Consider the following 11,831-nt stretch of genomic DNA (forward strand, 5'->3'; position numbering starts at 1 on the left):
CCTCAGGAAGCCTGTTCGGCAGATTCTGCTTTCATTATCTTGGCAAAGGCGGCGTCCAGAATGGTCATGGCCTGGTCGATCTGTTCTTCGCTGATGGTCAGCGGAGCCAGACACTTGACCACCTGGCTGTGGTTGCCGCTGGTTTCGATCACCAGGCCGTGCTGGAAGGCTTCCTGGCAGATAGCCGAGGCTATTTCACCGTTGGGGCAGTTGATACCAACCATCATGCCACGACCCTTTACGAATAGGGAATCGGGACCGTGCTTGCGGACGATCTTCTGCATGCGTTCCTTGACCATCTTGCCCTTGGCCTGAACGCTCTTGGCGAACTCGTCGGTGGTCCAGAAGTGCTCCATGGCGGCGGCGGCGGTAACAAAGGCGAGGTTGTTGCCTCTAAAAGTACCGTTGTGCTCACCCGGTTCCCACTGGTCCAGGTCGCGGCGGATGAGTACTAAAGCAAAGGGCAGACCATAGCCACTCAGCGACTTGGACAGGGTGATCATGTCCGGCTGAATACCCATGCCTTCAAAGCTGAAGAAGGTGCCAGTACGGCCACAGCCGGCCTGGATGTCATCGGCAATCAGCAGCATGCCGTGCTTGCGGCAGAGTTTCTGCAGCTTGCGCATCCACTCGGCTGATGCGGTATTCAAGCCGCCTTCGCCCTGTACGACTTCGACAATCACCGCGGCGGGCTTGTCGATACCGCTGCTCGGATCGCTGAGCATCTTGTCCATCATGGCGATGGTGTTGGCACTGTCGCCGAAATAGTTGGCATAGGGCATGCGGCTGACGTCGGTCAGCGCCACGCCGGCGGCACCACGGTGATGCTGGTTGCCGGTGACGGCCAGGGCGCCGATGCTGCAGCCATGAAAGCCATTGGTGAAGCTGATCACATTGCTGCGGCCAGTGACCTTGCGCGCCAGTTTCAGCGCGGCTTCTACCGAGTTGGTTCCGGTCGGGCCGCTGAACTGGGTGACGTAATCGCCAAAGCCGCGGGGCTCGAGAATCACCCGGTGGAAGACTTCAAGGAAGTTTTCCTTGGCGCTGGAATACATGTCCAGACCGTGGGTGATGCCATCGTCGGAAATATAGTCGATCAGCGCTTTCTTCAGCACCGGATGGTTATGGCCGTAGTTCAGGGTGCCGGCACCGGCGAGAAAATCGATGTAGTGCTTGCCTTCGCTGGTGATCAGTTCCGCACCGCGAGCTTGTTTAAAGATCACGGGGAACGAGCGGCAATAGCTACGGATACCGGATTCATGTTTTTCGAACTGTTCGAAGTTGGTCATGTTGTCTCCTGGTTTCTAAATTAGGCAGTCTGTGCCGCTGAGGCGGCCGCAGAAAAAGGGGTGGCAAACGGGCCAGCGCTGTAGAGCACTTCATCATCATGCTGGCCGTTGAAATGTTGCTCCCGGGAAAAGATCGTCCGGGTGCTGTAGTCGGTGCCGAGTTGGCGGAAGGCTTTTTTAAACAGCGCTTCCGAGGCTTCGTTACCGGGTGAAATCGTGGTTTCCAGGTGCGTGACGCCATCGGCGGCAACACGCTCTACCAGACCCATCAGCATTTTCAACGCCAGACCTTGGCCGCGCATGCGGCTATCTACCGCGACCTGCCAGACAAACAGCGTGCTGGGCTTGTGCGGTGGGCGGTAGCCGGAAATAAAGCCGACCATCTCGCCTTCAGCGGTGACGGCGGTGATGGCTGTGTCGGCAAAATCACCACACTGAAGCAGGTTGCAGTACACCGAGTTGGTGTCCAGCGGGTTGCAGCGGGCCACCAGCTCATTAAGCGCAAAACCGTCCGTGGGCTCTGGTTTTCGTAGTGTTACGGGGATATTTGTCATCGCGTCCTGATCTTTACTGATAAATACTATTTACATGATAAACATATCCAGGAAATTATCTCAACCCGCAGTAAATGGCATTTGTAGGGCAACTTGCTTGCTAGTGAAATGTTTACAGCTGTTAAATAGATTTGTCATATTCCTCCTATATGACCTTCGCGTGAGGAAACATATCCCGCCTATGCAGCCGTTATCGGGGCTTGGCCGTGGAGTCATAATGGAAGCCTGGGCCCGCCGCTGCGCTTCACGCAGCAGCACCTGGGTTCCTCAGTGTGTGACGGCGATTTGCTGGTATACCCGGACGGCGATGAATTTATTGTGCGGACGAATATCAAGTCTGAAGAGGTGCGGGTGACCACTCGTCAGGTGGCTGCGCGAACACTGAATGCGTGGGGTGCACCGATGTTGATTGCGGGGTGCAGAGGCAGGTTGGCTGTAGAATCGGCGGCGTTTGGTTCGGACGTCTAACCGGGCTGGCATCAACCGGCCCGGTTAACGCCAGGCTATAGCGTAAAGCCGCCATCGATCGGGATAATGTTGCCAGTCATATAGGCGCCAGCGGTACTGGCCAGCATGATCGCCAATGCCGACATTTCCTCCTCGCGACCCCAGCGCTTCATGGGGATGTGCCGGCAATCCTCAGCGAGTGCCTCGGGATCATTGTGTATATGGCTGGTCATCTTGCTCGGGAAGCGGCCTGGGGCGATCACATTCACGTTGATATGCTCAGTCACCAGTTCCTTCGCCAATATGCGTGACAATTGATGTACCGCCGCCTTGCTCGGGCCATAGGAGTAGGCTTGCTCGCCAAAGGCGCTGATGCCAGCGACCGAGCCGATATTGATCACCCGCGCTGGACTCTCGGCGGTGCCTGCCTTGCGCAGCATGGGCAACAATTGCTGGATGCAGCTGAACACCGAGGTGACGTTCAGTTGCATGACTTTTTCCCAACCTTTCACCGGGAAATCCTCCAGCGGCGCGCCCCAACTGGTGCCGGCGTTGTTGACCAGAATATCCAGGTGTTGAGTGTGGGCCTGCAAGTCCGCAAACAGCGCCTTGGCACCCGCTTCGGATGAGAGGTCGGCACTGACCGCAATGCATTCCCCGTACTGGCTCAACTCACTGGCCGTGGCCTCGCATTCGTCTTTTTTGCGGCTGCAGATAATTACCTTGGCACCGGCCTGGAGAAAGCCCTGTGCGATCATTCTGCCGATACCACGGCTGCCGCCAGTCACCAGTGCGGTACGTCCTTTGAGGCTAAAATATTCTTGCATCTGTTAACTCCACAAATAAGGTTGGCATAACCAGGACTGTCATTCAGTTGCATTACAGTAGAGGGCGGGCAGCGGCACGCCAAGTGTTTGCCGGGCTTATCCAGCAGGCAAATGCCAGATCATCGAAGCGGCAGCTGTGACGCTTTTGCTTTATCCTGTAGTCAGTTTTTTCCAGCTTATGACAAGAGGTGTATTTGATGGCGCAACAGCGACGTTCACGCAAGGAAGATGCTTCAGCCTGGACGGTTGCCGATAGCCGCAGCGTTTTCGGCATTCGTCATTGGGGGGCTGGCTATTTCAACGTCAACGAGCAGGGTCATGTGGAAGTAAAGCCGCGCGGCCCCGACGGCAAAGCCATTGATCTGCATGAGCTGGTTGCTCAGCTGCGCGAGAGCGGGCTGGATTTGCCGCTGCTGGTGCGTTTCCCGGATATCCTGCAGGACCGCGTGCGGCAATTGACCGGCGCGTTTGACAGCAATATTGCCGAGCTGGAATACACCAACGGCTACACTGCATTGTATCCGATCAAGGTCAACCAGCAGGAAGCAGTGGTCGAGAATATTATCGCCACCGAGGATGTTTCTATTGGGCTTGAAGCTGGCTCCAAGCCGGAATTGATGGCCGTGCTGGCGTTGGCGCCCAAGGGCGGCACCATTGTTTGCAACGGCTATAAAGACCGCGAGTTCATCAATCTGGCATTGATAGGCCAGAAGCTCGGGCATAACGTGTTTATCGTTATCGAGAAAGAGTCTGAAGTCCGCCTGGTAATCGAGGAGGCGGCGAAAATGGGTTTGACGCCACAGGTCGGCCTGCGCGTGCGTCTTTCCTCGCTTGCTTCGAGCAAATGGGCCGATACCGGTGGCGAAAAATCCAAGTTCGGCCTGTCTGCTGCTCAACTGCTGCGCGTGGTTGAGCAGTTCCGTAACGCCGGCCTACAGGATGGTGTGCGGCTGCTGCATTTTCATATGGGCTCGCAGATTGCCAACCTGGCGGACTATCAGCACGGCTTCCGCGAAGCGATTCGCTACTTCGGTGAATTGCGCGCGCTGGGTCTGCCGGTCGATCATATCGACGTTGGTGGCGGCCTCGGCGTTGATTACGACGGTACCCACTCGCGCAATGCCAGCTCGATGAATTACGACGTCAATGAATATGCCCATACCGTGGTCGCCATGCTCAGGGACTTCTGTAATGAACAGGGCCTGCCGCATCCACATATTTTTTCCGAAAGTGGCCGGGCGATGACCGCACATCATGCGGTGTTGGTCGTGCAGGTGACTGACGTCGAGCGCCACAACGACACGCTGCCGCCCATCGACGATCTGGACAGCCTGCCGCAGGTGGTGCGCAATCTGGTGGGGTTGCTGGATAATAATGACATCGAGATGGTCACTGAAACCTACTGGCGCGCTACGCACTATATGGCCGATGTGGCAACGCAGTATGCCGAGGGCAAACTGAGTCTGTCCGAGAAAGCGCTGGCAGAGCAGTGCTATTTCGCCCTGTGTTCGCGCTTGCATGATCAGCTTAAGGCGCGTCAGCGTTCGCACCGTCAGGTGCTGGATGAGTTGAATGACAAGATGGCCGACAAGTATATCTGTAACTTCTCGGTGTTTCAGAGCCTGCCTGACACCTGGGCGATTGATCAGGTGTTACCGATCATGCCCATCAATCGGCTCGAGGAAGAACCCTTGCGCCGAGCGGTGCTGCAAGATCTGACCTGTGATTCCGATGGCAAGATTCGCCATTATGTTGATGAGCAGAGCATTGAGAACAGTCTGCCAGTGCACGAGTTGCGTGAGGGCGAGGACTATCTGCTGGGGATTTTCCTGGTAGGGGCCTATCAGGAAATTCTTGGTGACATGCATAACCTGTTTGGCGACACCGATTCGGTGAACGTCTATTTGCGCAGCGATGGCCGGGTGGTGCATGGCGGTATTGAAACCCACGACACTATCGAGGACATGTTGCGTTACGTGCACTTCGAGCCAGACGAGCTGGTCACCCTGTACCGTGACAAGGTCGCGGGTGCGCGGCTCAGCCCTGCCGAGCGTGCGCGTTTCGTCGACGCCCTGCGCCTGGGATTGACGCGGTCATCCTACCTGACTGCCGAGTAGGCGGTTATCCCGAGAGCGCCTATAGGCATTTGAATTCGCTGCCGGAGGCAGATCGCCAACCGGCAGTTGCAGGCTGTCTTCAACAGATATTAGCCGCAGTAGGATATCAAACGGCGTGGCGCGTGTAGCGTCACCACCGCTAGAGCGGCGTCCTTTTTGCCAGCCTGATGGTGTGCTGTCAGTCTGCCCAGCCGCCGCACACGGGAAAAATCTGCCCAACAAAACAGTTGGCCGCGTCACTGCACAAATAGGCGGCGAACTGGGCATCTTCCTCGGCGGACACCAGGCGGCCGAGGGGCACTTCCCGTCGCAAGCGTTCCTGAAAGGCCGTATTGGCCTGTACTTCGGCAGGGAAATAGGTCGGGTTATCGACGAAGTTTTGCGCGATCGCATTGACCTGGATGTTATGCCGGGCGACTTCCACACCCACCGCCCGAATATAAGCCAGTTGCGCGCCGCGCGCGGCACTGTAGCTGGAGGCGCGCTTTATGCCTCGCAGCGCTGAGGCGCTGCCCATCAGCAGGATCTTGCCGCACTGGCGTTCGATCATTGCCGGCAGGATGGCGCGGGTAAGCTGCTGCAAAGGGTCAACCATGTGGGTAAACATCAAACGCCACTCGTCGTCACTGACCTGTACCGCCGCGGTTGAAGGTGCCGGTACGCCTAGATTGGCCACCAGTACGTCGATGTGCCCTGACTGGCTGACCAACTGGTCAACGGCTTCCCGTGTGTCCAGAGTACCCGTGTCAGCAATCACCTGCGCACCACAGCGGCTGAGCATGTTATGCAGCGCCGGGCCCATGAACGCATCGGCCTGGGTCAGTAGAATGCGCTTGCCGGTCAGATCGGCGGGCGTCATGGTGCGACCTTCGGGGTAAATTCACGGGCGAGAAATTCCAGCAGTAGCTGGTTTACCGGTTCCGGTTTTTCGCACTGGATCCAGTGGCCACAATCGCGGATCACGTGCTGTTCGACGCGCGGCACTACGTTGGGCATTTTTTTGATGGTGTAGCTTTCCAGCTCGCCGACCGGATCGGCATCGCCAATGATGAAAAGGGCTGGCTGGTCGATCTGTTTGCCGGCCAATGGCTCGGTGTTTTCCCAATTGCGCTCGAAGTTGCGGTACCAGTTGACTGGGCCGTGGAAGCCGCTGCGCTCGAAGGTGTCGACATACACCTGAAAGGCCTGCGCTGAGCACCAGTCTGGTGGTACACCGGGGTCGACACGGTCATCCAGCCAGCGTGCATCGGCGGGCTTATCCTGCACCAGCGTGCTAGCGCCAGCGGTGCCAGACATACCGTGCATCATGACGCGCAGGGTACGTGGGATGTTCTCGGCCATCTCGGCTTCGGCCAGCCCAGGTTTTTGAAAGTACAGCATGTAATGGAAGCGATCCTGGTACAGCTCTCGCATCATGCCAATGGCGGGCTTTTTCGGGCGCCCACCGAAGGGTACCGAGAGCGCGCCGACGACTTGAACTCGCTGTGGCTCCAGTAATGCCAGATGCCAGGCAACCGGCGCGCCCCAGTCATGACCGATCATGGCGACCCGGGTATGGCCGAGCAGATCCATCGCCGCTTGAATGTCGCTGCACAGGGAGATCAAATCATACTTGGCCGGGTCTTTCGGCGCGCTGCTGGCGCCGTAGCCGCGCATTTCAGGGGCAAAAACGCGGTAACCGGCCTCGCTCAGTGCTTTTATCTGATGGCGCCAGGAGTACCAGCACTCGGGGAAGCCATGCAGCAGCCAAACTACCGGGCCCAGCTCGGGGCCAGCGCTGTAGAGGCTGAGCTGGATACCATTGAGATCAAGGATCTGATGTTGGGTCAGGGGCATGCGAATCTCCCAGGCTATTGAGCTGATCAGGCTGAATACTATGCCAAATTGCAGTCCAATAGCTTATGCCCGCGCTACCATTCACTGCCGGAACGCCTGGGTATGCATGCGGGCTATGTGGGCGGCTAGAGCGGTGCTCCTGGTTAAAGGCGGCTCAGCACCAGTACTAGGGCAATAACGCTGATAACCAGTGCGGCGATGCTAATGGCCAGACTCAGCTTCGCGGAGCCGCTTGCGGCCGCAGGGGCGAGGGTGTCAGTTTGGGTTGGCAGCCCCGCAGCTAACACCGTGCGAGCTGGAGCCGAAGCGCGGCCTTCGACCGGTGGGATGGTCGGGTCGGGCACGCCTTGCAGTAATTGCATGACCCTCTCGACCAAGTGGTGATCGAAGCGATAGGGGTCGAAATGCTCGAAGCCATGCTCTTCAAGCAATTTGCACATGTGCTCATCCACTGGCACGTATTTCATCGACCAATCAGGAAACGACAATCGTTTGATTGGCTCGCTGGCGAGAATCTTCAGATCCTTGTGGCGTGGGTCCTTGAGCAGCGTTTTGTACAAGGCCTGCACCTTGGAGGTTTCACCTTCCAGGCACTGAAAGAAACAGCCGTCACCGTAATACAGCATGCCAACCAGGCCATTCTTGCGATTATTGGTTCGTGAAGTGGAAAGAATACGCGAAACCGTTGGCTCGACCCCGTCGTCGGGATTGGCAGTGGCGAAGGTGGCTCGGCTGATATACACGATACGAATGAGATCGGTCATGGGTGTTCAGGTAATCCTTGATTCGATGCGCCCAGCATAGGCTGTTATGACGGCAGCGGGGCGGGCTTTATATTTCAAGAGACGTCTGTTCCCTGCGAGGCCGCAGTGCACAGGTCTGGGAGGATACATGCTGATACCTGAAGGACGGATGCTTAGGTCGCCGCTAAATGAAATTGTCCACCCTCCGCCTCCAGCGGCGCCAGCTGTTCGCGACAAAATGCCAGTTCCTGCAGCAGCGAATCAAGGTCTTGGGTCTGAAACTGGAGGTTCTCGCCGCGCTGCAAGTGCAGGCTAATCGCCTCCAGGCTGGTCATGCCGAGGGCAACTGGGTGCCAGCTCAGATCTTCAATGGCCAGGGCACCGCCGGTTTCGGGATCGGGATCCAGCGTGCTCGGCTCGGCACCGGCCAGGCTCGCAGCTTCTTGCCACTCGATAGCGCTGATATCGACAAAGCTGCTCAACGGGCTGACGCCGAGGCTCTTGCATAGCGCATCCAGTGCCGGCAGCTCGCGTTTAAGTTGTTCCAGAGGTAGCGGGCGCTGGGCATAAACGCGCTCCAGCAGGGTGGTCAGCCGTAAGGTATGGGGCACTCGACACTCCAGGGTAAGCCAGTCTCAAGTGCGCAGCTTACCCTAGGTCATCATCAGTATACATCTGCGCCTGTGCTTGCCAGCCGCCGCCGAGCGCCCGGTACAGGTCGATGCTGGCGAGCAGCCAGGTGGCGCGTTGCTGGGTCAGGCTGTCGAGGCTACCGTACCAGGTGCGCTGGGTATCCAGCAGCGTTTGTAGACTGATCGAGCCCTCACGGTAGCGCGCCTCGGCCAGTTGGAACGCTCGTTCGGCCTGATCGCTGGCGGTTAACAGAAAGCCGTAACGCTGCTCAGCCTGTTGCACAGCGCCCAGCGCGGTATCCACCTCGCCGAGGGCTGTGAGCAGCGTACGCCGGTAATCGACCAGCAACTCTTCCTGCCGCGCAGTGGAAACATCCACTTGCGCTCGTAGCTGTCCGCCCTGGAATATCGGCTGAACCAGGCCGGCGGCCAAGCTCCAGCTGGTGGCTGGATTGCTTACCAGGCTACCCAATGCCAGACTTTGCGCGCCCAGTTGGGCAGTTAGTTGAATGCTTGGGAACAAAGCCGCTCTGGCTGCGCTGAGGTCGGCATTAGCGCCTTGCAGGCGGGCTTCGCTGGCACGGATATCAGGGCGACGCTCGAGCAGTTCAGAGGGCAGGCCTGCGGCTACAGGCGGAATAGCAATGTCGGTCAACGGGCTGCTGGGTGGCAGAACGCTGTCAGGCGGGTCGCCGAGCAGTAATGCCAGGCTGTTGCGCAGTTGCAGTTGACGCTGCTGCAGGGTCGGCAAGCCTGCGCGCAACTGGGCCACCAGGGTTCTCTGCTGACTCAGCTCCAGGCTGTCGGCGGCGCCAAAGCGGTAGCGCGCCTCAACCAGCTCGAGTACGCGCACGGCGCTGTCCAGGCTGTCCTCGGCCAGTTGCAGGCGCTGATCATTTTCGAGAATTTGCAGCCAGGTCGTCACCACAGCAGCCTCAATACTGATGGCCAGCGTTTCCTGATCGAAACGGGTAGCTTGCAGACTGGCCAGTGAGGCATTGCGCAATGCCTGGTTGCGACCCCAGAAATCGACTTCGTAGCGGGTGCTCAGGCCAGCGCTGTAACTGCTGCCGGAGTTGCTGGTATCGGTACCGCTGCGATTGGTTGAAAGGCTGCCATCAACCTGTGGCAGCAAGGCGGCGCCGGCCTGGCGTAACTGAGCATCGGCTTGCAGCAGCCGGCTGGCTGCGGTGGCCAGGTCCAGGTTGCCACTGCGTGCCCGCAGGATCAGCGCCTCCAGCGGCTCGTTGTCATAGGCTCGCCACCAATCGACACTGGGCCATGCAAGCTGGTTGGCGGGCTGAGTCCAGTTCGCCGGTGCGCTAACCTGTGCTTGCGGCACCGGGCTGTTGATAGTGCATGCGCTTAACAACAGGCTGGCGGTAAGCAGGCCGAGAGCGGTTTTGACGGGCCGTTGTTTAATCTGCACTGAGAGCCACCACTGGATCAAGATGCGCGGCCTTGTGGGCGGGCATGTAACCAAAAATCAGGCCGGTAGCGAAGGCACAACTGAACGCCAACACCACCGGGCCGGGGGTAAATTGAATCGGTGTGCCCAGCGCTTGGAGCCCGGCGGCAAAGCCCAATCCGCCGATGACGCCGAGGGCGCCGCCGATGGCCGAGACCACCAGAGCCTCGACGATAAACTGCTGAAGGATATGCCGGGTGCGCGCGCCGGTCGCCACGCGTATGCCAATCTCGCGGGTGCGTTCGGTCACATTCACCAGCATGATGTTCATCACGCCGATGCCGCCCACCAGCAGGGAAATGGCCGCAATCGATCCAAGCAGCACGGTAAAGGTGTTCTGGGTGTCGGCCACGTCTTCCAGTAACGACGCCATGTTGCGAATCTGAAAATCCTCAACCCCGCCGTGGGCCTGAAGGATGGTCTGGCGGACCGCCTCCTGGGTCAACTGCGACTGGTTCAGGTCGTCGACCACGATGGTGATCGAGTTCAGGCTGCGCTGGCCGATCAAGCGCAAGCTACCGGTATTCAGCGGCACGAATATCACATCGTCCTGATCAGCACCCCAGGGCGTCGCGCCTTTTTCCTCCATCACGCCAATGACCTGAAAGGGCACATTATTGACCAGTACGTACTCGCCGAGCGGATTGGCGCCGGGGCCATACAGATTATTTGCCACAGTCATGCCGAGTACCGCAACGGCGGCGTAGCGCTGGTTGTCTTCGGCGTTGAGAAACACACCCTGGGCCACATCCCAGTCTCGGGCCATGGGCAGGTCCGGGCTAGTGGCGGTGACCTGGGTCTGGTAATCGGTATTGCCGCTGCGCAGGGTGACCCGGCCGTTCATCTCCGGCATCGAGGCGAGCACATTGTCCAGCTGCCCGGCCAGTTCGGCATCCAGTGGCATCAGCGTATTGGTCGTGCCGTCTGCTGAGCGGCGGGTGTTAGGGGCGCCGGGACGCACTAGCAGCAGATTGGTGCCCAGTGAGCTGATGCGGTCGATGACCTCCTGCCGGGCGCCGTTGCCCACGGCCAGCATGACCACCACCGAGGCAACGCCGATGACGATGCCCAGCAGGGTCAGGACCGTGCGAAACAGGTTGGCCCGCAGGGCGCGCAGGGCCATACGCACGGCCTCGGCGCTGTCAGCCAGGAGAATTGAAGGTTGGCGCGGCTGTAACGGCTGGTGGGGTGGGGCAGTCTTGCTGCTGGGCTGGTTGATGGCTGGGATTGCAGGTTTGCCGCTATCGCTGATGATGCGGCCATCACGCATCTCGATCAGCCGTTCGGCATGGCTGGCAACCTCGGCATCGTGGGTAATGATGATGACGGTCTTGCCGCGCTGGTGCAGTTGCTTGAGCAACGCCAGCACATCCTTGCCGCTCTGGCTGTCGAGTGCGCCCGTTGGCTCGTCGGCGAGAATTACCTGGGCATCATTCATCAGCGCCCGGGCAATAGATACGCGCTGTTGTTGGCCGCCTGATAGCTGATTGGGTTTGTTGCCGAGACGCTCGCCCAGACCCAGGCCTGTAAGCAGTTCTTCAGCGCGCTGGTGGCGCTCCGCCCGCGGCAGGCCTGCGTAAATGGCCGGCACTTCAACGTTTTCGGTAGCGCTGGCCGAGGAGATCAGATGGTAGCTTTGAAAAATAAAGCCGAAGGTTTCACGGCGCAGACTGGCACGTTGGTCATTGCTCAGGTTGTCGATATTCTCGCCGCGAAAGCGGTATTCGCCGCTAGTGGGTCGATCAAGGCAGCCGAGCAGGTGCATCAAGGTCGATTTGCCCGACCCAGAGGCGCCCATGATAGCGACAAACTCGCCTTGACGAATGTCGAGCGAGACGTCGTGCAGCACCGTAGTGGCCAATTCGCCGTTACGGTAAGTGCGGGTAATATTGTCCAGCTGGATAAGGGCATCGGTCAT

Annotated in this window: 10 protein-coding genes; 1 reads left to right on the forward strand and 9 read right to left on the reverse strand. The window is 58.8% G+C overall.

Features of this window, described 5'->3' with window-relative positions; genetic code table 11:
• Positions 1–2: 2 nt before the first annotated feature.
• The 3 genes from ectB to K787_RS0110695 all read right to left on the reverse strand — a co-directional run bounded on the left by ectB (position 3) and on the right by K787_RS0110695 (position 3,117).
• Positions 3–1,289: a diaminobutyrate--2-oxoglutarate transaminase gene (ectB, locus tag K787_RS0110685; RefSeq protein WP_022962800.1), complete on the reverse strand. Its 1,287-nt coding sequence runs from the start codon at positions 1,287–1,289 to the stop codon at positions 3–5.
• Positions 1,290–1,309: 20 nt separating this feature from the next.
• Entirely contained in the window at positions 1,310–1,843 is a 534-nt protein-coding gene (ectA, locus tag K787_RS0110690; protein WP_022962801.1) for a diaminobutyrate acetyltransferase, read from the reverse strand.
• A gap of 503 nt (positions 1,844–2,346) precedes the next feature.
• Complete coding sequence (locus K787_RS0110695; protein WP_022962802.1) at positions 2,347–3,117, reverse strand: RhlG family 3-oxoacyl-ACP reductase; 771 nt, start codon at positions 3,115–3,117, stop codon at positions 2,347–2,349.
• A gap of 197 nt (positions 3,118–3,314) precedes the next feature.
• Here K787_RS0110695 and speA point away from each other — a divergent pair, with 197 nt between their 5' ends.
• Complete coding sequence (gene speA / locus K787_RS0110700) at positions 3,315–5,234, forward strand: arginine decarboxylase (RefSeq protein WP_022962803.1); 1,920 nt, start codon at positions 3,315–3,317, stop codon at positions 5,232–5,234.
• 178 nt (positions 5,235–5,412) lie between these two features.
• On the opposite strand, the gene K787_RS0110705 is transcribed toward speA, so the two are convergent.
• The 6 genes from K787_RS0110705 to K787_RS0110730 form a co-directional block, all read right to left on the reverse strand.
• Complete coding sequence (locus K787_RS0110705; RefSeq protein WP_022962804.1) at positions 5,413–6,093, reverse strand: SDR family oxidoreductase; 681 nt, start codon at positions 6,091–6,093, stop codon at positions 5,413–5,415.
• Positions 6,090–7,070 carry an alpha/beta fold hydrolase gene (locus K787_RS0110710; protein WP_022962805.1) on the reverse strand — a complete coding sequence of 327 codons (981 nt, stop codon included), beginning with the start codon at positions 7,068–7,070 and terminating at the stop codon, positions 6,090–6,092. Before K787_RS0110710 ends, K787_RS0110705 begins: the two co-directional genes overlap by 4 nt.
• A 143-nt stretch (positions 7,071–7,213) precedes the next feature.
• A complete protein-coding gene (locus tag K787_RS0110715) occupies positions 7,214–7,834 on the reverse strand; it encodes a BLUF domain-containing protein (protein ID WP_022962806.1) in 621 nt (206 codons plus the stop codon).
• A 152-nt stretch (positions 7,835–7,986) separates the two neighbouring features.
• Positions 7,987–8,424, reverse strand: coding sequence for a hypothetical protein (locus tag K787_RS0110720; protein WP_022962807.1), 438 nt, complete (start codon positions 8,422–8,424; stop codon positions 7,987–7,989).
• Between the two features lie 37 nt (positions 8,425–8,461).
• The gene (locus K787_RS22770) at positions 8,462–9,874 is read right to left on the reverse strand and encodes an efflux transporter outer membrane subunit (protein WP_022962808.1); all 1,413 of its coding nucleotides are present in this window, start codon (positions 9,872–9,874) and stop codon (positions 8,462–8,464) included.
• Positions 9,864–11,831: a MacB family efflux pump subunit gene (locus tag K787_RS0110730; protein WP_022962809.1), complete on the reverse strand. Its 1,968-nt coding sequence runs from the start codon at positions 11,829–11,831 to the stop codon at positions 9,864–9,866. The genes K787_RS22770 and K787_RS0110730 overlap by 11 nt, the downstream gene beginning before the upstream one ends.

It is taken from the genome of Halopseudomonas pelagia CL-AP6 (genome assembly GCF_000410875.1).
GTDB lineage: Bacteria > Pseudomonadota > Gammaproteobacteria > Pseudomonadales > Pseudomonadaceae > Halopseudomonas > Halopseudomonas pelagia.

Bases quoted from the DNA above. Each gene is read 5' to 3' on its own strand.
- speA (WP_022962803.1), top strand. From the start codon at position 3,315: ATGGCGCAACAGCGACGTTCACGCAAGGAAGATGCTTCAGCCTGGACG.
- ectA (WP_022962801.1), bottom strand. From the start codon at position 1,843: ATGACAAATATCCCCGTAACACTACGAAAACCAGAGCCCACGGACGGT.
- K787_RS0110705 (WP_022962804.1), bottom strand. From the start codon at position 6,093: ATGACGCCCGCCGATCTGACCGGCAAGCGCATTCTACTGACCCAGGCC.
- K787_RS0110730 (WP_022962809.1), bottom strand. From the start codon at position 11,831: ATGACCGATGCCCTTATCCAGCTGGACAATATTACCCGCACTTACCGT.
- K787_RS0110710 (WP_022962805.1), bottom strand. From the start codon at position 7,070: ATGCCCCTGACCCAACATCAGATCCTTGATCTCAATGGTATCCAGCTC.
- ectB (WP_022962800.1), bottom strand. From the start codon at position 1,289: ATGACCAACTTCGAACAGTTCGAAAAACATGAATCCGGTATCCGTAGC.
- K787_RS0110695 (WP_022962802.1), bottom strand. From the start codon at position 3,117: ATGCAAGAATATTTTAGCCTCAAAGGACGTACCGCACTGGTGACTGGC.
- K787_RS0110715 (WP_022962806.1), bottom strand. From the start codon at position 7,834: ATGACCGATCTCATTCGTATCGTGTATATCAGCCGAGCCACCTTCGCC.